We start from the raw sequence: 21,758 nt of genomic DNA, 5'->3' as shown, positions 1-21,758 counted from the left end.
TTCCTTTTGGGCTATCTTTCTTAATTATAAATTAGATAAAAAAAACACCTATTCGCAATAGTAAAAATACGGCTGGGATTAACGGTTTTACGGTTCGGAAATTTTTATATTGTCGACAAGGAAAAATTTCCCTACGACCGTGGCGACATCTCCTTTGAAATGAAATTATTCGACTGAGCGCACGTTTTTTACCTTTCTTTCTGTTCGGTCGGGTCCTGCATCTTGATGACTTTCGCAGGGACGCCACCCACCACGGCATAGGCGGGAACATCCTTCGTGAGTACGGCTCCAGCAGCAACCACGGCATATTCGCCGACGGTCACGCCCGGGCAAATCGTCACGTTCATGCCAATCCATGCATTTACCTGACCCTGCGGGGAATATCCGCCAAGCCCATGGAAATACCTGCCGAGCAATTCGAAACGCTCACGAAGATTCCAATCGTCATCTATTTTGGCGACAACATTCCCGAAAAGCACTCGGACCATCCGAGTTCCGATTATTGGTACGCCACTCGTGAAATGGCGTTTGAATTTGCTAAGAGAATCAATGCCCGAGGAGGCCACTGTACGGTGGTCTCGTTACCCGAAGAAGGCTTCAAAGGTAACACCCACTTCATCATGTCCGACACGAACAACCGTAGCGTCGCAGAGCTCGCATCCCGATGGCTGGAAAAAACAGATTCTAGACAAATTCTTAGAGATTAGCTCCGGACAGAGTCCGTACCACGAATTACAAATCGAGTCTATCCATATAATGCACAGTAAAAAATGAATCGTCTGCGAATTGCAGGAGAATCCTGAGTTTTATCCCATGTAGCACCAATTTTTAGTATATTGTTACCATGGCGTTAAAGAGATTTCCCATCGGCGTGCAGGATTTCGCGGTGATTCGCGAAGACGGCAAGTATTACGTTGACAAAACCGACTTGATCTATAAATTGGTCAAAGCTGACAGGTATTTCTTTTTGTCCCGTCCGCGCCGTTTCGGAAAATCGTTGCTGGTCAGCACGCTGCAATACTATTTTGAAGGGCGCAAGGACTTGTTCACGGGCCTCGCGATGGAGAAACTCGAGACCGAGTGGAAAAAGTACCCGGTTATCCGGCTCGACATGAGTCGAATCAAAGATTTGGATGACGAAATCTTTGCCGCCAACATGGATAGCATTCTTGGCGTAATCGAAAAAAAATATGGAATAAAGCATGACCGCAACAATCGGGCCTGGAGTGCTCGCCTTACTAATCTAATTTATGCGGCGAATGAGCAGACTGGAGAACCGGTGGTGGTGCTTGTCGATGAATACGACGCGCCTGTTTTAGAAGCCATGGGCGATACGGAGCTTCTGAAAAAAATCCGAACTCGTATGCGAGACTTGTACAGCCCATTGAAGGCTTTGGGCGGCATCCTCCGCTTCGTGTTCCTCACGGGCATCAGCAAGTTCAGCCAGCTCTCGATTTTCAGCGAACTCAACAATTTGAAGGTCATCACGATGAACGATGACTACGCGGCCATCTGCGGAATTACGAAGGAAGAAGTGCTGACACAGATGCAGCCCGAAATTCAGGCCCTCGCTGACAAGAACGGGCTTACATATGACGGGGCCTGCGAGGCGCTAACGCGCCAATACGACGGCTACCACTTCAGCAAGAACTCGCCGGACGTGTTCAATCCGTTCAGCCTGATAAACGCATTGAGCGACTTGGAATTGGCTAATTACTGGTTCGCGACGGGAACGCCGACGATTCTGACCAGGCTCATGCGCAAGTACAAGGTGGACCCGACGCCTTTCGATACCGGGTTCGAGGCAACTCTTGACATGTTTGACGCGCCGACGGAAACCGCGAAGAACCCCATCCCGATGCTGTACCAGAGCGGTTACCTGACGATAAAGAATTTTGATGGTTTCGCTTACACGATTGGCTTCCCGAACGAAGAAGTGCGTCTCGGCTTTCTGAAGGCGCTGATGCCCTATTACGCGATGGACGACGTAGTCGACAACGACATGTTCATGCTCCGTTTCACGAAGGCGCTGCGGGAAGGTAAAATTGATGACGCGATGACCCACATCCGCGCGTTCATGAGCGGCATCCCGTACAATGCGGAACGCAAGGACGAAGCCCATTACAAGACGGTGCTGTTCCTGATTTTCAAGCTGTGTACGCCATACGTCGTGCGTACCGAAGAATGCAGTGCTGCGGGCCGCGCCGATGCCGTCGTGGAAACTGCCGATGCTGTTTACGTTTTCGAGTTCAAGCTGGACTCTTCCGCGACTGTGGATGATGCGTTAAAGCAAATTAACAACAAGGGCTACCTGATTCCATACTCGGCTACGATGACCAAGGACGGCTCGCCGAAAAAGTTGTTCAAAATCGGCGTTGCGTTTGATGCAGAAAAGCGTACCATCGGCGAATGGAAAGTCGTGGAAGGCGTAGAGCACTAGAAGAGAGCTGCAACAACCTCGCCGATATCGCCGTCGACGCATAACGAGCGGGGTCTGATGTCGTCGGGAGCGTAGGCCTGTCCGTAGTTGATGCAGGCGTAGGTGGCGTTCGAATTCAGGGCGGTCATTTGCCAGAACGGGTACTTGATGATTCCGGGGGTGTTCATGCCTACGCCCAGTTCCAGGAACAGCACGTTTCCGCCGCGCATGGCGTTACATCTGTCGAGAAATTCGCGGTAACGTTTTGCAGCACGATGCCAGCCGTCGTCTTCTACGAAGGTGGAATCGGAACGCAGGTTCATGGACATGGGGCGGCCGCAAATGGGGCACCTGGGCAACAGTTCCGCAGGGACGGTCATGGCGGCGAACAAGCCCGTCTCTTTTGAAAATCCCTGGGCGTCGAACATGGCACGAATCTGCTTTTCGTTGTCGTAGGTGTAGGGGTGGCACGGCTTGCTGCATTGGAAAAGCCCGTAATCGCCCTGGGTGTAAAAGAGCCGTTCCTTGTCAAAGCCCGCTTTCTGGAAACAATGGTCCACGTTGGTGGTAAGGACAAAGTAATCCTTATCCCGTAGGATTTTCAGGAGATTTTCGTAGACGGGTTTCGGGGCGGCCATGTAGCGGTTTATCATGACATAGCGGCTCCAGAAGGCCCACATTTCTTCGGGTGTGCCGTAAGGGAAAAAGCCGCCGGAATACATGTCCGAAAAACCGTACTTTACAGAAAAGTCGGCGAAGTACTTGACAAAGCGTTCCCCGGAATAGGTAAATCCCGCCGATGTCGAAAGTCCGGCGCCCGCGCCCACGACGACTGCATCCGCCCTTGCCAGCGCCTCTTTCAGTCTCGACACTTCGGCAGAAAAATCATCCGTAGAACTTTTCGAAAATCTGCGCATAGATAGCCTCGTCCTTTTCACTGAAAACGTTGAAGACAACCTTCATGGGGTTTTGCGTACGGCGTTTCCATTTCAGCACCGTATCCACCGCGATTTGGGCGGCACGTTCCGGCGGGAAACGGAATACACCTGTAGAAATACAGCAGAAGGCGATAGATTCCACGCCGTTCCGGGCCGCAACATCAAGGCAGTTCCTGTAGCACGATTCCAGCAACTCGCAGTCCCGTTCCGTAAGGCCGTAGCCCACGATTGGCCCCACCGTGTGCAACACGTATTTGCAGGGCAGGTTGTAGGCCGGCGTGATTTTCGCCTGTCCCGTGGGTTCGGGGTGCCCTTGCCGTTTCATCAGGGCGTCGCAAGCGCTACGGAGGCGGACCCCCGCGAAGGTATGAATGCAGTTGTCGATACAGCTGTGGCAAGGCTGCCAGCAACCCGTCATGCCGCTGTTGGCTGCATTCACGATTGCATCCACCCTGAGGGTGGTGATGTCGCCGCGCCACAGGAACAAGGAATCGCCAAACAGGTCTGGCGCACCCGCATTGAACCGCCTGCCAACACTTTCGATGTCCGCGACATCTGTTATTCCGCGGTCACGGATGGATTCCTGCAGGTATTCGTCCTGAATCCTGTAGAATTCATCGCTTGCGGGGGAGGCTTCCCGCACGTTCATCAAGGAACGCAACAGGATTTTCTGTCCTTCGGCGTCCGCGGGAATGGTCGTGCCGCTGTACCTGGGACTTTCCGCCAGTAGATACTTTATCAGGAATAGTCTGCGCTCTGCTTGGTTCATGTTTCCTCCCGGATGGTTCAGGGGCGGTCTTGAGTTGTGCGGCGAGGCCCTTCAGGGTCGTTTTCTCCAGTTCCATTTCCAGAGCCGTCTGCGCCGAATTCAGGGCCGGGTCCAGCAGGCGATGGATGTTCCTGCCTACGGGGCACAGCGGATTCGGTTCCGGGTGGAAACTGAAGACGATCCGTTCCTCGTCGTTATCGTTGATGGCCTTGTAGACATCCAGGAGCGTTATCTTGTCGGCAGGACGTGCAAGGTGAGAGCCCCCTACGCCGGGAGCCGTCTCAACCAGGCCCGCCTTTTGCAACTGCAAAAGGACCTTGCGGATGATGACCGCATTCACGCCGGTGCTGCCCGATATGAATTCCGAGGTCACCCGTTCCGCACCCTCGAAGAAGTGGATGCAAAGCAAGGTATGGACCGCCGCCGTAAAACGAACGCTGACTTTCATAATCCACAATTTAACAATTGTTGCCCGCGTTCACGCGTGCCTTGGCCTATTTGTAGAACATTCCCGCCGTCATGTCCAGGTAGTTTTCGCCGGAGTAGTTCGCGAATTCCTGCTTCATGGCGCTCTTGAATGCCGCCGGGTTCACGTTCTTGAGGGCGATATTCTTCATCACCTTCAGGTACTGGATTTTTGCACGGGCATCTTCCAGATTTTCCACCGTGTAGTGTGACGTGAGAATCAGGGAAATTCCGCGGTCGATGTAATCCGTGAGCTGCGCGATGATGGCATCGGCGTGCTTGCTCCCTGCCACGATGGAATGGACGTCGTGGCCCATCATGTGGGTGTAGACAACGTTGATTTCGGGAAACTCGATATCGAATGCCTCCTGGGTCGCGACAATGCGCATGTCGATGCCCGCGAGATTCAAAGTCTCGCCTTCGATAAAGTCCGTCGTCGCGTAGATGGAGCTGTCAAAAGCATCGCCAAAAGCCGCCGTGAAATTCTTGACCAGGGCCGCACCACCTCCGTTATGGTTGTAATCGTCGGCATGGCGGGTGCTGTACACGGGAGCACCCTTCATGAAGGTTGCGCCCGCGCCATGGTAGGCAATCACCGTGCCCACAAATTCTACCGAAAGGCCCTTGATGTAGGCTTCCAGTTCCCTAATGTTGTCGAAGAAACAGGGGGCTTCGACCATGAACATCTTGCCGCCCTTTTCCAACAAGAAACATTCGTCGGTTATCAGGTCGTTTGTCTTGTAGGCATGCAGCTTGACCGCCCCGAAATCGTAGACTTCCACGACGCCCTTGCCAAGATTTACGGTCTTGAAGTTGTTCTTTTCCATTTTAAATCTCCTTGGGCCAAGCCCGTTTTTTATTTTTTTTGTTGTTCTTTAATTGTTACAACAAGAAATATATCCAATTATCGTTGTAATGTCAATAGAACAACTAGAAATTTAAAGTAAAAATTTGGTTACAAAAAGGGTTAGTTAGAGTTTTCGAACGTTTATTCCACCGAGAATGTTGCCTTCACGTTCCCTTTTCCGAGGATCTGCTGGAGGCGTTTCTTGTTCACGTTGTCGATACGGGCGAGGCGCGTGAAGTTCCAGGAGTTCTTGTCGTAGTAGATGGTGATGGAGCTGCCCTGGTAAAGGATGATGTCGCCTGCGTCGGTGTCTATTTGCTTGTCGTTACGCGGAAAACTGCGCGGCAGGTCGCCCACCTTCTCGAAGCTTCCGTAGTCGTGCATGTCGAGCGTCATGTCGCCCTGTGCGAGGAATTCGGCGAAGGCCTTGGCGGAGGAATTTTCTTCGAGCGTCGCCGTGAAGGTGGTGTCGTTCACATGGATTTTGAGTTTCACGGGAGCCTCCGTTTGGGCAGATGAACTTGCGGATGATTTCGGCGTCTGGTTTTCGGGTTGCGTCGAATGGCTCGCGGCATCGCTGCAGGCCACGAGAAAGAACAACGCTACAAGGACAAAGTTTCGCATACACACAATATAAATAATTGCGTACGCATTTCAAAATACTTATTTGCTATGACTCACTATGCCTTTTACGCATAGTGGAACAGAATTACTTCCTTTTTTGCCGGGCGGTTTTACTATACCTATACCCACATAGGTATAAAAACAGAATGAAAAAATTTTCTGTCAAGGGGTGAGTCTATTTTACTTCGCCTTGAATCCCAGCATCCGCATGGAGTTGAGAATCGCGATGACGGAGACGCCCACGTCGCCGAACACGGCCATCCACATATTGGCAATCCCTACGGCGCCAAGCACCAGTATGACCGCCTTCACGGAGAGGGCAAACATGATGTTCTGCCTCACGATGTGCATGGTCTTGCGTGCAAGGCGTACCGTTGCGGGAATTTTCCTGATGTCGTCGTCCATGATGACTATGTCTGCAGCCTCGATGGCGGCATCGCTCCCGAGGCTCCCCATGGCTATCCCGACATCTACGCGGGAAAGCACCGGGGCGTCGTTGATGCCGTCGCCCACAAAGGCCAGCATGTCGCCTTCGCGCCTTGCCCCGAGCAGGGTTTCGACGCGTTCCACCTTGTCTGCCGGCAAAAGTTCAGCATGGAACTCGTCTATGCCGAGCTCGCCCGCCACCGCCTCGGCAGAGCGCCTGTGGTCGCCGGTGAGCATCACGCATTTTTCGACACCGGCAAGCTTGAGCCCGCCGATGGCTTCAGCGCAGCCTTCCTTGACCGTATCCGAGATGACGATGGTCCCGAGGAAAACGCCCTCCTGGGCGACATAGATGACGGTCCCTGCGGACACATGTGGCGTGAATTCGATTTTTTCGCCCTGCATCAGACGCTCGTTCCCGAGCAGTGTCTGCTTGCCATCTACGGGAATGCGGATTCCCCTGCCCGGGATTTCTTCGGAAGCCCCCACGCGTGAAAGTTCCGGAGCTGCACCGGCGTGGGTATTGGCGTAAGCTTCCAGCACCGATTGCGCAATGGGGTGGTTCGAGCAGGATTCCCCGAGGGCTGCGATCTCCAATAGCTTGTCTGCATCTATTCTAGAGCCATTCCCGCTCGCTTGTTCTGCAGGCAGGATTTTCACCACCTTGAATTCGCCTTTGGTAAGGGTTCCCGTCTTGTCGAAGACTACCGTCTTTACCTTGGAGACGACTTCAAGATAGTTGCTCCCTTTTACCAGAACGCCCAGTTTGGAAGCGGCCCCGATGCCCGCGAAGAATCCGAGGGGGACCGAAATCACCAAGGCGCAGGGGCACGAAACCACAAGGAAAATGCAGGCGCGTTCAATCCAGGTGGCCCACTGTTCACCGAAGAGTAGCGGCGGGACAATAGCGAGTAGCACCGCCGCCGCCGTAACGATGGGCGTGTAGACGCGCGCAAAACGTGTAATAAAATTCTCGACGCGGGCCTTCTTGCTGCTCGCGTTTTCGACAAGTTCCAGGATGCGGGATACCGTGGAATCTTCGAAAGCCTTGGTCACCTTCACCTTGAAAGTGGAACTTCCGTTCACGCAACCGCTGATGATGTCGCTCCCGACAGAGACTCTCCTCGGCACGGATTCGCCTGTGAGTGCCGCGGTATCCACCAGCGATTCTCCCTCGACCACAACACCGTCCAGGGGAATGCGCTCTCCGGGCTTCACCACGATGATGTCGCCGATTTCCACCTCGTCCGGGTCTACCTGGACAAGTGACCCGTCGCGTTCCACATTCGCGTATTCGGGGCAAATATCCATCATGGCGCTGATGGACTTGCGTGACTTGCCTACCGCATACCCCTGGAAAAGCTCTCCCACTTGGTAAAACAGCATGACCGCCACCGCTTCCGAGAACTCGTGAATCCCGAAGGCGGCCACCGTCGCGACCACCATGAGGAAGTTCTCGTCAAAGACCTGGCCACCCCGGATGTTCTTGAACGCCTTGCCGAATATGTCGTAGCCCACAATTAGGTAGGGGACTGCATACAGGCAGAGCCAAAGAATCCAGTTGTCGCCTAGATTGCCGAAGTGTTCCACTGCGATAAACGCAAAAAAGAACACGGCGGAGACGACAATGCGAACAAGGTTTTTCTTCTGGGATTTGGTCATGACGTTTTCTAGCCCAGGATTCTGCAGTCGGGTTCCACCTTGGCGCAGATGGTCTTGGCCTCTGCAAAGATGGCGTCAAAACGGTCATCCGGGGCTTCCAGCGTAAACTTCTGCGTCATGAAGTTCACCGACGCATCTATCACGCCGTCAATCTTCTTGATGGCGGCTTCCATCTTGGCGGCACAGTTTGCACAGTCGAGGTCTTCGAGCTTGAATTTCTTTTTCATGATGATGTTTCCTTACTTTATTTGTTAAACTTTTTCCTTACTCCAGAACGTGTTCCATACCCTGGTTGAATATGGTTTTCACGTGTTCGTCGGCAAGGGAGTAGTACACCACGCTCCCTTCCTTGCGGTACTTCACCAGGTTCGAATGCTTCAGTATGCGCAGCTGGTGTGAAATGGAGGACTTGGTCATGGAAAGCAGCACCGAGATGTCGCTTACGCACATTTCGGCGTTCATCAGAGCGCAAAGAATTTTTACGCGGGTAAAGTCGCTGAAAATCTTGAAGATATCCGCGATGTCCATCAGGAGTTCGTCTTCGGGGATGCGTGGGCGCACGGCCTTCACCACGTCGTCGTGGATGCATGTGCAGTCGGCGCCTTCCAATTCAATATCGTTTTCCACTTTTCCAGTCATATTCGCCTCTGGACCGTTCGGGTCCTTTTTTGACTTTTTGAAGCCTTTTTCAACCTGCTTTGGACTGCTCAAGTCCGTTTAAATTTTCAACAGTTGAACAATTGTTCAACTTTTAATGTAGAAAAGGCAGAACCGTATGTCAAGGGATTTGGCTTTTTTTATATTTTTTTTTCGGAGATTGTTATGGACAGATACAATGTAACGGGTATGAGCTGCGCCGCCTGCGTCGCACGGGTGGAGCGCGCTGTGAAGGCGCTGCCCGGGGTAGAACGCTGCGACGTGAACCTGCTCACCCATTCGATGGTCGTAGAAGGTCCGGTGCCTGGCGACGACATTATCAAGGCCGTGGAGGCCGCCGGCTACGGTGCCGAACCCCTTACGGCATCCGGCACAAAAAATTCCGCCGAAACGGGACGGGATAGGCTCGAAGACAAGGAACTCCCGGTGCTCAAGAATAGGCTCGTCTGGTCGCTCCTGTTCTTGCTCCCCCTGCTATATTTCAGCATGGGGCACATGTCGTTTGACTTTCCCTTGCCGCGCTGGTTCCTGGAACCGGAGCCGAACCACGTGGCCATGGCCCTGTTGCAGCTCGCGCTTACGACAGTGGTGCTGGTCATCAACCAGAAATTCTTTGTAAACGGTGCCCGAGGAATCATAAACCGCGCTCCCAACATGGATTCCCTCGTGGCCTTGGGGGCGGGAGTGTCGTACCTGTACAGCCTCGCGGTGCTTTTCGCGATGTCGCGGGCCCAGCTGGTCGGCGGCTCGGACGCCGCAAAGGCCTTCATGGACAAGTTCTTTTTCGAGGGAGCGGCAACCATCGTCACCCTGATTACCGTCGGGAAACTCCTGGAGGCCATATCCAAGGGCCGCACCACGAACGCCCTCAAGGCGCTTATGGATCTCGCCCCCAAGACGGCGACGCTCCTGGTGGACGGTCAAGAAAAATTGGTCCCCATAGACCAGGTGCAGGTAGGCGACGTGTTTGTGGTAAAGCCTGGGTCATCGGTTCCTGTCGACGGAATCGTGCTCAAGGGAGCCTCTGCCGTAGACGAATCCGCCCTTACCGGCGAAAGCATCCCCGTTGACAAGGCTGCAGGCGACAAGGTGGCCTCGGCGACGGTCAACCGGTCGGGTTTCCTGGAATGCCGCGCCACCCGCGTAGGCGAAGACACCACGCTTTCCCAGATTATCCGGATGGTGAGCGACGCCTCCGCAACCAAGGCGCCCATATCTAAAATTGCAGACAAGGTTGCAGGCATATTCGTGCCCGTGGTTATCGCCATTGCAGCCGTCGCTACCCTAGTGTGGCTCCTGGTAGGAGCGGAGACGGGCTTTGCGCTTGCAAGGGGAATTGCTGTGCTGGTCATTAGCTGCCCCTGCGCGCTGGGACTTGCGACTCCCGTGGCCATCATGGTGGCAAACGGGGTGGGCGCCCGGCACGGAATCCTGTTCAAGACATCGGCGGCACTAGAAACGGTCGGCCGCATAAGAACCGTCGTCCTGGACAAGACGGGGACCATCACCAGCGGCACTCCCGCCGTTGTCGGAATTTTTCCGGAAAACGGTGTAAGCGAAAGCGAACTGCTACGCTACGCCTCGGCGCTGGAATCGCGAAGCGAACACCCCCTGGCAAAAGCCGTTACGGAGCTGGCAAGGCGAGAATCGGAAAAATCCGGACAGTCGCTACAGGCCTGGATTGCGGACATTTCCGGTTCCGTGGTGCCCGAAAGTTTCGAGGTACTCCCCGGTTTCGGACTGAAAGCCACCCTAGTTTCGGGCACCGAAAGGCAAGTGCTCCTGGGAGGCTCATTGCGCTTTGTGCGGGAGCACATCCAGATTTCCGAAGCTGTCGAAAGCAAAATTCGCGAATCGTCTGCGCGGGGCGAGACTCCTCTGCTCTTCGCGCTTTCCCTTGAAAACGGCACTTCCAAACTCCTCGGGACCATTACCGTTGCCGACAGCGTGCGGAGCGACTCCCGCCTTGCGATCGGAGAACTCAAGTCTATGGGGCTCAAGGTGTGCATGCTCACGGGCGACAACGAACTGACGGCAAACGAAATCGCCCGGCAGGCAGGCATTGACCGGGTTTTCGCGGGAGTGCTCCCACAAGGGAAAGACGACGTGATCCGGGAGCTCATGGAAAATTCTACAGTAGCCATGGTCGGTGACGGCATCAACGACGCTCCGGCATTGACCCGTGCCCATGTGGGCTTTGCTATCGGAGCGGGTTCCGACGTAGCATTGGATGCCGCCGACGTGGTGCTGGTCAAGAATTCCCTGTGGGACGTGGTGACCGCCATAAGGCTCAGCCGGCGGACCATCCGCAACATCCACGAGAACCTGTTCTGGGCGTTTATCTACAATGTCGTCGGAATACCCCTTGCGGCAGGTTGCTTCTACCACCTGTTCGGTTGGACACTGAACGCCACCTTCGCCGCGTTCGCTATGAGCCTTTCCAGTTTCTGCGTGGTGACAAACGCTCTAAGACTTAATTTATTCAAAAACAAGGCCGCACCGGCCAAAGGAAAAAATATGCAAAAGAAGTTCAAGGTCGAGGGCATGATGTGCCCCCATTGCGAAGCCTCCGTCAAGAAGGCGGTAGAATCCATCGACGGCGTGGAAAGCGCCGCGGCAGACCACAAGAAAGGCGAACTGCTGGTGAAATTCTCCCGCGAGATTCCCGATTCGACCATCGCCGATGCCGTAAAGGAAGCGGGCTACGAGTTTATCGGGTGATGGCGAGACATTCAAAGATTAACGGCGAAAGGCCATTGCCGAAATCGAAATAAGCGTCAACACTGCACCCACAAGAAGCACGATTGATGCACTTGTGGCGATGTCGCCCATGCCCACCAGCGGAGAAACGATTCCGCCCATCAAGAAGCCCGATGCCCCTATGGCCGCGGCTGCGGTGCCTGCATTTGCGCGTTCGGCGTTCAAAGCCAACGCGTTTGCCGGGGGCTGACTCATGCCGAACATGAACGTAAGCCCCATGAAGGTGACCTGCAGAATCGGGAGTAAAGCGTGCGTCATGAGGGCGACAGCAACAGCAATTGCGAAAACGAACATTCCCGTGCCCGCGATTTTCAAGGCCTTGATTTCGTTGCCGACTTTGCCCGACAACGCGCAACCGATGGCCGTGAAAACGGCGTTCAGCGCAAAGCACAGACTAAAGCCCACAGGCGAAAGGCCGTAGATTTTTTGGTAGATAAAGGGCGAAGACGCGATATACCCGAACAAGATAATCATTGGGAATGTGCATACCAAGAAATACGAAACGTAGGTGTGATTCTTGAATACCTTTATGTACAAGCTAAAGCTCGCAAAGACAGATTTTTTGCTGCGGCGTTTTACCGGGAGCGATTCCTGGAATTTCCCTGACATAAACAGCAACAGCGCTCCATACAGGAGCAACACCGCGAAAGTCCCTTTCCAGCTCATGAAATTAAGCAAGAAACCACCCAGCACCGGGGCTATAATCGGGGCGACTCCGTTCACAGCGCTCACCATGGCGAGGAACTTGGTGAGGACGGGGCCACGGTAGGAATCCGCCGAAATGGAACGGGCAATCACGATGCCGCCGGACGCCGCCATGCCCTGCAGCAGGCGGAACACATTGAAAGTTACGATGTTCGGGGCGACAATGCAAGCGACAGTCCCGCAAACAAAAAGCAACAGACAAACTAGCAACAACTTTTTGCGGCCGTACTTGTCGCTCAGCGGGCCTACAAAGAGTTGCCCCACCGAAAGTCCGAGCATGCTCATGGTGAGGCTAAGCTGTGCCATCGAGGGGCTTGCCGCAAAGTAATCGGCAAGGCTCGGGAGGGCCGGCAAGTAAAGGTCCGTCACGAAGGGACCAAACGCCGAAAGCAGCCCAAGCAACAGCATAAGGAAAGTGAATTTCTGTTTTCCGCTCATAAATTCCTCTTGGCGAAACCGCACGGAATCGCCATAAAAAAAGCCCGCAAAGCCATACAACTGGACTTATGCGGGACCGCTACACGTTGATTTCGCAAGCGAATTTAGGAAAAAATTTTTCCGTTGGCAAGGATTTTATCTATCTTTTTGATCGTGACAAGCATCGAAGAACAATTCAACGGCAAGAAACTTCTTGTCAAGAAACTCGTTCCTTTCGGGTTCACGAAGGAAGGGTCTAACTATGCGCTCGTCCGCGAAATACTTGGCGGGCAATTCCGTCTTGAAATCAGAGTGGGACGGGGGAAGAAGGTTTCAGTCAAGGTGTTCGATAACGATTCCGGCGAAGAATACCTACTGTTTTCGGTGCTGTCAGTGCAGGGCGCTCTCGTGGGCCGCATCCGCAAAGAAGTCTTCGCTATTACGGATAAATTCATCAACGAATGTTTTGAGGCGCAGATTTTTAAAAGGAAATCAGCGAACGACCTGATTGGCTACGCGGAGCAAAAATACGGAGACAAGCCCGAATATCTGTGGGAACGGTTTCCGCAATTCGCCGCCATCCGCAAGCACGAAAACAAGAAATGGTATTGCCTATTGGGGACTGTCGAAAAATCAAAAGTTGGCCTCAAGGGCGACGAGATTATCGAAGTGGCAAACTTCAAGATAGTCCCGAAAGAATTGCCGGAGCTCCTGAAAAAGCCCGGCTACCTCCCCGCATACCACATGAACAAGAAAAGCTGGGTAACGGTCATCCTTGACGGAACGGTGCCGCTAACCGAAATCAAGAAATTGCTGGATAAAAGCTATACGCTGGCGTGAAAAAGCAACCAAGGTCACATTTGTGACCTTGGACAGCAGCGATAATTGTCGCAGTTTGATGGTTTTCTTTTACTTCAAGTTTGTCTTGAAGAATTCGTTCAGCTTTTCGAAGGGAATTTTTTCCAGGTTGTCGTAGAGGTCCACGTGGGAGGCTCCGGGGATAACGAGGAGTTCCTTGTTGCCGACGGTTTTGCTCCAGTTCTTGGTGGCGTCGAGTTTTGCGGGGACGTTCGCCTTCTTGCCGGTCATCTTTTCGAATGCGCCTTCGCCGAAGTAGCGGCTGTGGGCCTTTTCGCCGTGGATGATGAGCACCGGGTTACGGATTTCGTTGGCATATGCGAGGAGCTTGGTGTTCATGAGCGAGGTGCCTGCGGAGGCGGCCCAGCCCTTGTTGCTGTTGAGGGAGCGCTTGTGGTAGCCACGCGGGGTCTTGTAGTAGGCGTAGTAATCCTTGACAAAGTAAGGAGCGTCGTTCGGGAGCGGGTCAATGACACCGCCGGCCAGGTCGTACGTGCCGTTCTTGAAGTCCTTGGTGCGCTGGGCCATCAGAGCCTTGCGGGCCTCGTTACGGGCATCGGCGTTGTTTGCGGAATCGAAGTAGCCGTTTGCGGTCACGCGGCTCATGTCGTACATGGTCGAGGCAACCGTCGCCTTGACGCGGGTATCGATGCCGGCGGCGTTAATCGCCATGCCGCCCCAGCCGCAAATGCCGATGATGCCGATGCGTTCCGGGTCAACGTTGTCGCGGGTCGAGAGAAAGTCCACGGACGCCATGAAGTCTTCGGTGTTGATGTCCGGGCTGTTCATGTAGCGCGGTTCGCCGCCCGATTCGCCGGTGAAGCTCGGGTCGAACGCGATGGTCAGGAATCCGCGTTCCGCCATCTGCTGGGCGTAAAGGCCGCTGGACTGTTCCTTGACGGCGCCGAACGGGCCAGAGACTGCAATCGCCGGGAACTTGCCGTTCACCTTGAGGCTCGTGTCCTTGGGCACGAACATGTCTGCGGCGAGTTCAATGCCAAAATGGTTCTTGAAAGTGACCTTGGAATGTTCGACCTTGTCGCTCTTGGGGAAAACCTTGTCCCATTCGGCGGTGAGCGTGAGCTTGTTCATATTTTCGTCCTTTGTCTGTTGTGCCGCGGAGGCTGTTTCTGTTGCCTGCTTTGTTGCCGACAAGGTCCCTGATAAGGTTGGTGAGCCTGTCGAACCAGTCGAAGGGGCTTTTTCGGGGGAGCATGCCATCAGGGTGCATGCGGAAACCACGGCGAGCGCCGCTTTTAAGAATCTGGATTTCATGATTTATCTCCTAATAAAAATTTCGACTTAATTTGTCATGCCCGTCTCCGAGCGGGCATCTCCCTTTACGTTTTTAATATTATTTATTCCCTGTACAATAGCAATTGCTTATTTACTATGGTTTGTTATGCTTTTTAGGCATGGATATTTAATAAACAAATTCAATCAGGTTGCTGGCCGTCGTGAGCTTTCCACAGGCATTCCGTCAATGCAAAGTCTGAAAATTTTGCCAAGAACGAGGAATCTTCAGGGCTACAAGCGTAAATACCAAAGCGGATTTTTCCAGCACCTTCCCACATGTGGCAAATGCGCATTTGCGTGAAGTTTTTTCCATCTTGCGAGCATTCTACGCAATAGTCACTTTCTCGACGGCTAAAGCGGAACCACATCGTTTTAATTTCGGCACTGATAGCAGTCGTAGCCCAGTCGGAATAACCGTGGTTGGTTACAACCGAACCAAGATGCTGGAATTTTTCATTTTCGTATTCAACAGATGCTTTCAGCCAATTTTCAGAATCAAGATACATAGCGATTCCGCACTGATCGAAGCGATGATGGCTTCCAGAAAAATCTGTTTTCACGACAAACGAGAAAAATTTTTCCTCCGTTTCAATCTGAAGAACCGGCGCATTGTCGTTGCGAAAACGGTAATAAGTTCTTTGCCAGAGATCCGTATGCGGATCAGTCACGATGCAAATTTCATCCTCGCCAACTTTGTAAGTTGCAGGTTCGCGAGTCCATTTCAGGTCGGCAGTGTCAAAAACTTGCTTCATGAGGAATACCTTTTTTTCATAGTTGATCACCCTTTATTAAACTTTCTTTCCCATGGTGAACGCCTTTTTCAGGAGCGCGGAATTCTTCTTGACATCGCCTGCGCTTTCGGCACCCGTGGCGCAGAGGGAGCCCTTGAGCTTCACGCCGTCAAAGCAGGCTATCCACCCGCCAATGCCGCGCTTTGCGATGTTCATGGCCTTCGCGTCGGTGTCGGCGGCAGATGTGAGCAGGTAAATTTCGCGGAACTTGTAATCGCTAGAATAGAGGGAATTCGCGCGGTCGAGCATCGTCTTGAGCTGGCCGCTCATCTCGTAATAGTAAATCGGTGTCGCGAACACGATGACATCAGCCGATTCCATCTTCTTGGTGATGGCAGGCGCGTCGTCCTTGATGACGCATTTGCCCTTCTTCTGGCAAGCGAGGCAGCCCATGCAGAAACCGATCTTCTTGCCGCGCAGCGACTCGAATTCCACCTTGTTGCCCGCCTCGGCGGCACCTTTCGCGAACTCCTGCGCCAGGGTTTCGGAATTGCTTCCCTTGCGCAAGCTGCTGGACAAGACCAATACTTTTTTCATAGGTTCCTCTCGGTTGAAGTCTTTACATGTTCAAATATACCTTCATTTTTCAGATATTGCAAATACTTTGTTTTCATAACTAGATATGCTTATTAGGCATAGATTTAAGGCGGAAAACTCACAATACCGCGCGTACTTCGTTGAATTTTACTTGCAATTATTCTTAAAATTTTGTATTTTAGGAAAGGAGGTTCCCCATGCCCTGTATTTTGCCAGTTTCTGATTTGCGCAATTATAACGAAGTTCTTCAGAACGTGACCGAAGATTCTCCAGTCTTTTTGACCAAGAACGGTCGCGGTTGTTACGTTGTAATAGACATCAAGGAATACGAACGCATGGTCGCCGAACTGAAGTTACAGAAGGCTCTTGTCGAAGGCGAACGCTCCGCCGAACAGGGACGATGGCTTTCCGCCGCTGATGTGCGGAAAAAATACGAGGTCTAGATGCCCTCCATCGTATTTTCGCCAAAAGCCGTCGAAGATTTAGACGGCATCAAAGCTTATATCGAAACCGAGCTGGAAAGTCCCAAGGCGGCGAACGAAAAACTCATTGAAATTCTTGATGCCATTGACGACTTAGCCGTCTTCCCCGAGATCGGCCCTTCGTCAAGAGGTAAGGTAAATAGCTTGACGAAGTATCGTTGCCTTTCTGTCAGCGGGTATTTGGTCTTTTACCGGAACGAACGTGATAAAGTTTTTGTCATTCGAATTTTGAATAGCCGGATGGACTATCTGAGGATTTTGGGATTGTAATCAGTTATTCCTTCCGGGCATTATTTTTGCAATTTCATACCTGCGGGGCTTGAATTTTATTAGTTTTCGGGTATGGAACTTCGAGTTTTGCGGTATTTTTTGGAGGCGGCGCGGTTGGGGAATGTCTCGCGCGCGGCGGATAATCTTTGCGTGACGCAGCCGACGGTGAGTCGCCAGCTCAAGGAGTTGGAGGAGGAACTGGGCGAAAAGCTTTTCGAGCGCACGAATTACGCGATTCGGCTCACACCTGCGGGGGAACTCTTGCGGGAGCGTGCGGAGGACATCCTTTCGATGGCGGACAGGACGGTGCAGGATTTCAAGTCGCTGAAGGAAGACGAGGTGGTGGGTGAAATTGCCATTGCCTGCGCGGAATCGCGGAACGTGAGCTTTCTTTCGAAGTGCATCGGGATTCTCCGGGACGACTATCCGAAGATTAAGTACAACTTATATTCGGGCGACAGCGAGCGCGCCCTGGAAAAGCTGGACAAGGGCATTTTCGATTTCGCGGTGGTTGTAGACAACGTCGATTTGGAAAAGTACAACTGCCTTGCGGTGCGTTCGGTGGACCGCTGGGGCGTGGTGATGCGTCGCGACGACCCTTTGGCCAAGCGAGATTTCATCGAGCCGAAGGACTTGCTCGACAAGCCGCTGTTGGCGTCGCGCCAGGCGATGGTGGCGGATTTGCCGAAATGGTTCGGCGACGATATTTCGAAGCTGAACGTGATTGTGGGGCTCGATCTTTCGTACAACGGTTCAGTGCTTGCCAAAGAGGGCACGGGCTACCTGCTCACTTTCGACGGCCTGGTGGATACGAGCCGCACTTCGCGCTTGTGTTTCAGGCCGCTCATGCCCGAGCTCACCACCAACATGTACATCATTTGGCGGCGGGGCCAGCAGTTCACGCGGGCGGGCGAACTTTTCCTTGATACGCTCCGGCACGTGCTGGGGGAATAAAAAGAAATTAGTGGATTATTCTCATGCTTAGGATTGAAGGATACAGTACAAAGTATATCAACGACGCGATTGCAATCTGGAACGACATTGTCGAAGACGGGGTTGCGTTCCCGCAAACGGAATTGCTGAATTCGCAAACGGGCGACGCCTTTTTCAAGTCGCAGTCGTTCACGGGCATCGCTGTTGATACGGACTCCGGCGAGGTTGTGGGGCTATACATTCTCCACCCGAACAATGTCGGGCGCTGCGGGCACATTTCGAATGCGAGCTATGCGGTGAAGAAGAACAAGCGCGGTCAGCACATCGGTGAATTTCTCATGAAAGATTGCCTCGCGAAGGCAAAGGAAATCGGCTTCAGGATTTTGCAGTTCAACGCGGTTGTCGCGACGAATACGTCAGCACTGAAGTTGTACAAAAAACTTGGCTTTACGCAGCTAGGCGTGATTCCCAAGGGATTCCTGCTCAAGGACGGAAACTACGAAGATATTATCCCGCACTATATTGAACTGTAGCGATTTTTTTTGCAAAAAAAGCGCTTTTGGATAGGTCTATTGACTTTCTAAAATAAAATTTTTATATTAACTCTAGAGTAAATAACTTTAAAGTTAATAACTTTGGAGTAAATAATATGTTTGTCGGACGTAAAAGAGAATTAAAGCTTCTTGAAGATCTTTATCGGTCTAAGAAATTTGAAATGCTAATCATGCATGGTCGTAGGCGTGTGGGCAAGAGTTTTCTTTTGGCTCACTTTGCCTCGCTTCATGAAAAGGATACTGTGTTCTTTACTGCTGACAAAGGGAGCGAAGCCAATAATGTTCGTAATTTTTGTACGGAATTGAAGCGGGTCTTAAATGCTGGCGATTTTTTGAATTCACTTGAGACTTGGCAGGATGTCTACTCGTTCATCGATGGTGCCGCTTTTTCTAAACGTGTGAATATCATTATTGACGAGTTTACTTATTTGTACAATTCAAATCCTGTATACGATTCGGGGCTGCAGAATGCTATTGACCGAATTCTGAAAAAAAAGAACATTTTTTTTATTTTGTGCGGTTCTGAAGTTTCTGTTATTGAGGACTTGTTTGATGATTCGACCAAACCTTTATATGGTCGCAAGACTGCCGATTTGAAATTGCAACCATTTTCATATAAAGAATCTAAAGAATTTTTCCCCAAATATAGTGACGAAGAAGTCCTAACGGTTTATTCAATTCTTGGCGGTATTCCTCTATACCTTTCTCTTTTTGACGATTCCGTTTCTATTCGCGAGAACGTCATCAAAAATTGCCTTTCTACAACGGGCTACTTATACAATGAAATTGATACGTTGCTTCGCATGGAACTCAAAGAAACGCTTTTTTATAAGAATATTCTGCTTGCTATCAATTCTGGTGCTTCGACGCTTAATGATATAAAGATGAAGGTTGGAGAAGATGGGGCGAAGATTGCAAAATACCTGAACGTCCTTCAAAATTTGGGATTTATCAAAACAGAAATCCCTGTTGGCGAAAAAGGCAAGGCTCGCAATACGCTTTATTCCATTGACGATAACTACTTTGCTTTTTATTTCAGGTTTATTTATAAACATTTGAATATGTTGAATGGGCTTATTTCACCTGAAATTTATTACGATAGAGAGTTTACAACTGAAAGCTTAAATGGATATATTGGGCATCGATTTGAAAGAGTGTGCTCGCAGTTTATTATGGAAAAATCCTATAATGGCGAGCTTCCGTTCTTTGCTGAACAAGTTGGACGCTGGTGGGGTAATAACCCTCTTGCGAAACGTCAAGAGGAAATAGACATTGTTGCCCAAGATGAGAATAATGCCATTCTTTGCGAATGTAAATACACTGAAAAGGCGTTTGATGAGACTGAACTTTCTGACTTGCAGGCGTGCGCACCGTGTATTAAACGCGACAATTTGTATTTTTGGATTTTTTCCAGAAAGGGCGTCACGGCTGGAGTCAAGAAGAAAATAAAAAATCTGGGCAATTACAAGGTTATTTCGATAAAAGAATTGTTTGCTTGATTTTAAAGCGCGCTGTCGAGTGCCATCATGAGCGTGAAGCCGACGGTGAAGAGAATTGTGCCTGCGTCAAAGTGGTCGCCTTCGCTCACTTCGGGGAGCATTTCTTCGACGACAACGTAAATCATTGCGCCTGCCGCAAACGAGAGCAGGTAGGGCATGAACGGCGAAAGAATTTCGGCGGCGATTAAGGTAATCAATGCACCGATGGGTTCGACAGCTCCGGAGAGCGCCCCAAGTGCGAATGCCTTTTTGCGCGTTGCGCCTTCGGCTTTTAGCGGGAGAGAAACGACTGCTCCTTCAGGGAAGTTTTGTATCGCGATACCGATGGAAAGCGCGAATGCGGCCGAGAGCGTGATGGCGACGTTCCCGGAAAGCCACCCTGCGAAAACGATGCCGACAGCCATGCCTTCGGGTAAATTGTGGAGCGTCACGGCGAGCGTGAGCATTGTGGTGCGTTTGAGTTTTGCTCTTGGTCCTTCAGGAGTTTGACTGCCCAAATGCAAATGAGGTGTGATTTTATCCAAAATGAACAGGAATAAAATACCTGCCCAGAACCCCACTGCGGCGGGTGCGAATGCTAATTTACCCAAATGCTCGCTAGCTTCGATAGCCGGGAGGAGCAGGCTCCAGACGGATGCCGCTACCATGACTCCTGCCGCAAATGCTAAAAGTCCGCGCTTGAGGTTCTGCTTCATTTGCCCGTGGATAAAGAATACGCAGGCTGCGCCGAGAACCGTCCCTAAAAATGGGATGGTGAGGCCTTGGATAATCGGAATAAAAGCTTGATTCATGCGTTATAAGATAATATTATGCGTGTAAATCGTTTGCGAGTTTTTCTAAATCTTTGACGTTGTGATGATGGCCGTGTTTTGCGCTTGAAAAAAAGTGGCTATGCAAGTGAGAGTGCTCAATGGTGTGCGTATGGGATATCCCATTGTGCGTGTGCGTGAAAATATGCTTGTGCAAGTGTGAATGCTCACGAATTAACGTGTCGTAAATGACGAAGGCAGTTCCTGCAATCATAATCAATAGCGCTACGATGTATTGTGTTGTGATTTCTTCGTTCAAAAGAACTATGGAAAATAGGACGCCGATAAATGGCGCTATGGCATAAAATGCGCTAGTCTTTGCCGCTCCCAAATATTTTTGTGCGCGGATGTATGTGAAAATGCTCAAGCCGTAGGCTATGAAACCAAGCAATAGCGCCAATGGAATGTACTTGGCAACAACGTTGGTTTCGTTTGTTGCTACGGAAACGATTATTGAACCGATTCCTGAACAAAGTCCTTTTATGGTTACAATTTGATATGTGCTTTTGTCTGAAATTTTTTTGGTGCAGTTGTTTTCTAGACCCCAGCAGATTGTCGCTCCGAGAACAAAGATGGAACCTACTGAAAATTTGAAACCTTCATCATTTTCAAAAGAGAGAATGAAACTAGATATCGTTACAAATAAAATAGCAAACCATAAGCGCAGAGAAACTTTTTCTTTAAAGATGAAAAGAGCTATTAGCGTTGTGGCTACAATTTCGAAATTCCCTAGTAGAGAGGCATTGCCCGACGTTCCGTATTTTACGCCGAACATGAGCAAAATGGGGGCGATGATATCGAGTAGAATCATTCCCAAGGTATAGGGCAAATCCTTTTTGCCGAGTCTTTCTGATTGAGGCTCGTGCTTGAAGTGAAGTAAATAAAGAATGCCGATGCCGAGGCCTGCTCCGATATAAAGTAATCCTGCTAGAAAAATGGGTGAAATTTGTGTAAGCAACATTTTGGAACAGGGAACGTTCAATGCGTAAAATGCTGCTGCTGCGATAGCGTAGATAATCGCGATGGCATTTTTGTTCATG

The 21,758-nt window shown here is 51.3% G+C and carries 22 protein-coding genes and 2 pseudogenes; 9 read left to right on the top strand and 15 right to left on the bottom strand.

Going from position 1 to position 21,758, the window contains the following annotated elements; all coding sequences use genetic code 11:
* Nucleotides 1-188: 188 nt before the first annotated feature.
* A pseudogene (locus B3A20_RS13375) lies at nt 189-362 on the bottom strand (DapH/DapD/GlmU-related protein); the annotation flags it as partial.
* 33 nt (nt 363-395) lie between these two features.
* On the opposite strand from B3A20_RS13375, the gene B3A20_RS13370 reads away from it, so the two are divergent.
* The gene (locus tag B3A20_RS13370) at nt 396-707 is read left to right on the top strand and encodes a hypothetical protein (RefSeq protein WP_290765752.1); all 312 of its coding nucleotides are present in this window, start codon (nt 396-398) and stop codon (nt 705-707) included.
* Nucleotides 708-844: 137 nt separating this feature from the next.
* The gene (locus tag B3A20_RS13365) at nt 845-2,440 is read left to right on the top strand and encodes an ATP-binding protein (protein WP_290765750.1); all 1,596 of its coding nucleotides are present in this window, start codon (nt 845-847) and stop codon (nt 2,438-2,440) included.
* Here B3A20_RS13365 and B3A20_RS13360 read toward each other — a convergent pair.
* The 8 genes and pseudogenes from B3A20_RS13360 to B3A20_RS13325 all read right to left on the bottom strand — a co-directional run bounded on the left by B3A20_RS13360 (nt 2,437) and on the right by B3A20_RS13325 (nt 8,789).
* On the bottom strand, nt 2,437-3,336 hold the full coding sequence (locus B3A20_RS13360; protein ID WP_290765748.1) for an SIR2 family NAD-dependent protein deacylase: 900 nt from the start codon (nt 3,334-3,336) through the stop codon (nt 2,437-2,439). The two genes, B3A20_RS13365 and B3A20_RS13360, sit on opposite strands and share 4 nt — an antisense overlap.
* Nucleotides 3,305-4,126, bottom strand: coding sequence for a protein-ADP-ribose hydrolase (locus tag B3A20_RS13355; protein WP_349680080.1), 822 nt, complete (start codon nt 4,124-4,126; stop codon nt 3,305-3,307). The genes B3A20_RS13360 and B3A20_RS13355 overlap by 32 nt, the downstream gene beginning before the upstream one ends.
* A gap of 31 nt (nt 4,127-4,157) precedes the next feature.
* A pseudogene (locus B3A20_RS13350) lies at nt 4,158-4,574 on the bottom strand (Rrf2 family transcriptional regulator); the annotation flags it as partial.
* Nucleotides 4,575-4,620: 46 nt separating this feature from the next.
* On the bottom strand, nt 4,621-5,418 hold the full coding sequence (locus B3A20_RS13345; RefSeq protein ID WP_290765743.1) for a hypothetical protein: 798 nt from the start codon (nt 5,416-5,418) through the stop codon (nt 4,621-4,623).
* A gap of 161 nt (nt 5,419-5,579) precedes the next feature.
* Nucleotides 5,580-6,062, bottom strand: a complete 483-nt coding sequence (locus B3A20_RS13340) for a cyclophilin-like fold protein (RefSeq protein ID WP_290765740.1) — start codon at nt 6,060-6,062, stop codon at nt 5,580-5,582.
* 180 nt (nt 6,063-6,242) lie between these two features.
* Nucleotides 6,243-8,150: a heavy metal translocating P-type ATPase gene (locus B3A20_RS13335; RefSeq protein ID WP_290765736.1), complete on the bottom strand. Its 1,908-nt coding sequence runs from the start codon at nt 8,148-8,150 to the stop codon at nt 6,243-6,245.
* A gap of 8 nt (nt 8,151-8,158) precedes the next feature.
* Nucleotides 8,159-8,377: a heavy-metal-associated domain-containing protein gene (locus tag B3A20_RS13330; protein WP_290765733.1), complete on the bottom strand. Its 219-nt coding sequence runs from the start codon at nt 8,375-8,377 to the stop codon at nt 8,159-8,161.
* A gap of 37 nt (nt 8,378-8,414) precedes the next feature.
* Nucleotides 8,415-8,789, bottom strand: a complete 375-nt coding sequence (locus B3A20_RS13325) for an ArsR/SmtB family transcription factor (RefSeq protein WP_290765730.1) — start codon at nt 8,787-8,789, stop codon at nt 8,415-8,417.
* 183 nt (nt 8,790-8,972) lie between these two features.
* On the opposite strand from B3A20_RS13325, the gene B3A20_RS13320 reads away from it, so the two are divergent.
* Nucleotides 8,973-11,528 (top strand): heavy metal translocating P-type ATPase, encoded by a 2,556-nt coding sequence (locus B3A20_RS13320; protein ID WP_290765728.1) that lies wholly within the window; start codon nt 8,973-8,975, stop codon nt 11,526-11,528.
* An 18-nt stretch (nt 11,529-11,546) separates the two neighbouring features.
* Here the strand turns inward: B3A20_RS13320 and B3A20_RS13315 are convergent, their stop codons facing one another.
* Nucleotides 11,547-12,710: a Bcr/CflA family efflux MFS transporter gene (locus tag B3A20_RS13315; protein WP_290765725.1), complete on the bottom strand. Its 1,164-nt coding sequence runs from the start codon at nt 12,708-12,710 to the stop codon at nt 11,547-11,549.
* Nucleotides 12,711-12,863: 153 nt separating this feature from the next.
* Between B3A20_RS13315 and B3A20_RS13310 the strand changes: the two genes are divergently transcribed.
* Nucleotides 12,864-13,529: an MmcQ/YjbR family DNA-binding protein gene (locus B3A20_RS13310; protein WP_290765723.1), complete on the top strand. Its 666-nt coding sequence runs from the start codon at nt 12,864-12,866 to the stop codon at nt 13,527-13,529.
* A 69-nt stretch (nt 13,530-13,598) separates the two neighbouring features.
* Here B3A20_RS13310 and B3A20_RS13305 read toward each other — a convergent pair whose 3' ends face one another.
* From B3A20_RS13305 to B3A20_RS13295, 3 genes are all read right to left on the bottom strand, one after another.
* On the bottom strand, nt 13,599-14,768 hold the full coding sequence (locus B3A20_RS13305) for an alpha/beta hydrolase (protein ID WP_414655241.1): 1,170 nt from the start codon (nt 14,766-14,768) through the stop codon (nt 13,599-13,601).
* A 215-nt stretch (nt 14,769-14,983) separates the two neighbouring features.
* Entirely contained in the window at nt 14,984-15,595 is a 612-nt protein-coding gene (locus B3A20_RS13300) for a DUF1349 domain-containing protein (RefSeq protein ID WP_290765719.1), read from the bottom strand.
* Between the two features lie 36 nt (nt 15,596-15,631).
* Nucleotides 15,632-16,171 carry a flavodoxin family protein gene (locus tag B3A20_RS13295; protein WP_290765717.1) on the bottom strand — a complete coding sequence of 180 codons (540 nt, stop codon included), beginning with the start codon at nt 16,169-16,171 and terminating at the stop codon, nt 15,632-15,634.
* Between the two features lie 197 nt (nt 16,172-16,368).
* Here B3A20_RS13295 and B3A20_RS13290 point away from each other — a divergent pair, with 197 nt between their 5' ends.
* From B3A20_RS13290 to B3A20_RS13270, 5 genes are all read left to right on the top strand, one after another.
* Nucleotides 16,369-16,614 carry a type II toxin-antitoxin system prevent-host-death family antitoxin gene (locus B3A20_RS13290; RefSeq protein ID WP_097020928.1) on the top strand — a complete coding sequence of 82 codons (246 nt, stop codon included), beginning with the start codon at nt 16,369-16,371 and terminating at the stop codon, nt 16,612-16,614.
* Nucleotides 16,615-16,923, top strand: a complete 309-nt coding sequence (locus tag B3A20_RS13285; protein WP_290765711.1) for a type II toxin-antitoxin system RelE/ParE family toxin — start codon at nt 16,615-16,617, stop codon at nt 16,921-16,923.
* A gap of 72 nt (nt 16,924-16,995) precedes the next feature.
* On the top strand, nt 16,996-17,877 hold the full coding sequence (locus tag B3A20_RS13280) for a LysR family transcriptional regulator (protein WP_290765708.1): 882 nt from the start codon (nt 16,996-16,998) through the stop codon (nt 17,875-17,877).
* 23 nt (nt 17,878-17,900) lie between these two features.
* On the top strand, nt 17,901-18,389 hold the full coding sequence (locus B3A20_RS13275) for a GNAT family N-acetyltransferase (protein ID WP_290765705.1): 489 nt from the start codon (nt 17,901-17,903) through the stop codon (nt 18,387-18,389).
* A gap of 116 nt (nt 18,390-18,505) precedes the next feature.
* Nucleotides 18,506-19,909: an ATP-binding protein gene (locus tag B3A20_RS13270; protein ID WP_290765703.1), complete on the top strand. Its 1,404-nt coding sequence runs from the start codon at nt 18,506-18,508 to the stop codon at nt 19,907-19,909.
* Between the two features lie 2 nt (nt 19,910-19,911).
* Here B3A20_RS13270 and B3A20_RS13265 read toward each other — a convergent pair whose 3' ends face one another.
* Complete coding sequence (locus B3A20_RS13265) at nt 19,912-20,700, bottom strand: ZIP family metal transporter (RefSeq protein WP_290765699.1); 789 nt, start codon at nt 20,698-20,700, stop codon at nt 19,912-19,914.
* A gap of 16 nt (nt 20,701-20,716) precedes the next feature.
* Nucleotides 20,717-21,757, bottom strand: coding sequence for a DMT family transporter (locus B3A20_RS13260; RefSeq protein ID WP_290765697.1), 1,041 nt, complete (start codon nt 21,755-21,757; stop codon nt 20,717-20,719).
* Nucleotide 21,758 lies beyond the last annotated feature (1 nt).

The organism is Fibrobacter sp. UBA4297 (genome assembly GCF_002394865.1).
Taxonomy (GTDB): Bacteria; Fibrobacterota; Fibrobacteria; order Fibrobacterales; family Fibrobacteraceae; genus Fibrobacter.
The sequence above is the reverse complement of the archived record's forward strand: the minus strand, read 5'-3'. Positions and strand labels throughout refer to the sequence as shown.

Coding starts and splice junctions, on each gene's coding strand:
- B3A20_RS13370 (WP_290765752.1), top strand. CDS start 396: ATGGAAATACCTGCCGAGCAATTCGAAACGCTCACGAAGATTCCAATC.
- B3A20_RS13365 (WP_290765750.1), top strand. CDS start 845: ATGGCGTTAAAGAGATTTCCCATCGGCGTGCAGGATTTCGCGGTGATT.
- B3A20_RS13360 (WP_290765748.1), bottom strand. CDS start 3,336: ATGCGCAGATTTTCGAAAAGTTCTACGGATGATTTTTCTGCCGAAGTG.
- B3A20_RS13355 (WP_349680080.1), bottom strand. CDS start 4,126: ATGAACCAAGCAGAGCGCAGACTATTCCTGATAAAGTATCTACTGGCG.
- B3A20_RS13345 (WP_290765743.1), bottom strand. CDS start 5,418: ATGGAAAAGAACAACTTCAAGACCGTAAATCTTGGCAAGGGCGTCGTG.
- B3A20_RS13340 (WP_290765740.1), bottom strand. CDS start 6,062: ATGCGAAACTTTGTCCTTGTAGCGTTGTTCTTTCTCGTGGCCTGCAGC.
- B3A20_RS13335 (WP_290765736.1), bottom strand. CDS start 8,150: ATGACCAAATCCCAGAAGAAAAACCTTGTTCGCATTGTCGTCTCCGCC.
- B3A20_RS13330 (WP_290765733.1), bottom strand. CDS start 8,377: ATGAAAAAGAAATTCAAGCTCGAAGACCTCGACTGTGCAAACTGTGCC.
- B3A20_RS13325 (WP_290765730.1), bottom strand. CDS start 8,789: ATGACTGGAAAAGTGGAAAACGATATTGAATTGGAAGGCGCCGACTGC.
- B3A20_RS13320 (WP_290765728.1), top strand. CDS start 8,973: ATGGACAGATACAATGTAACGGGTATGAGCTGCGCCGCCTGCGTCGCA.
- B3A20_RS13315 (WP_290765725.1), bottom strand. CDS start 12,710: ATGAGCGGAAAACAGAAATTCACTTTCCTTATGCTGTTGCTTGGGCTG.
- B3A20_RS13305 (WP_414655241.1), bottom strand. CDS start 14,768: ATGGCATGCTCCCCCGAAAAAGCCCCTTCGACTGGTTCGACAGGCTCA.
- B3A20_RS13300 (WP_290765719.1), bottom strand. CDS start 15,595: ATGAAGCAAGTTTTTGACACTGCCGACCTGAAATGGACTCGCGAACCT.
- B3A20_RS13295 (WP_290765717.1), bottom strand. CDS start 16,171: ATGAAAAAAGTATTGGTCTTGTCCAGCAGCTTGCGCAAGGGAAGCAAT.
- B3A20_RS13290 (WP_097020928.1), top strand. CDS start 16,369: ATGCCCTGTATTTTGCCAGTTTCTGATTTGCGCAATTATAACGAAGTT.
- B3A20_RS13285 (WP_290765711.1), top strand. CDS start 16,615: ATGCCCTCCATCGTATTTTCGCCAAAAGCCGTCGAAGATTTAGACGGC.
- B3A20_RS13280 (WP_290765708.1), top strand. CDS start 16,996: ATGGAACTTCGAGTTTTGCGGTATTTTTTGGAGGCGGCGCGGTTGGGG.
- B3A20_RS13275 (WP_290765705.1), top strand. CDS start 17,901: ATGCTTAGGATTGAAGGATACAGTACAAAGTATATCAACGACGCGATT.
- B3A20_RS13270 (WP_290765703.1), top strand. CDS start 18,506: ATGTTTGTCGGACGTAAAAGAGAATTAAAGCTTCTTGAAGATCTTTAT.
- B3A20_RS13265 (WP_290765699.1), bottom strand. CDS start 20,700: ATGAATCAAGCTTTTATTCCGATTATCCAAGGCCTCACCATCCCATTT.
- B3A20_RS13260 (WP_290765697.1), bottom strand. CDS start 21,757: ATGAACAAAAATGCCATCGCGATTATCTACGCTATCGCAGCAGCAGCA.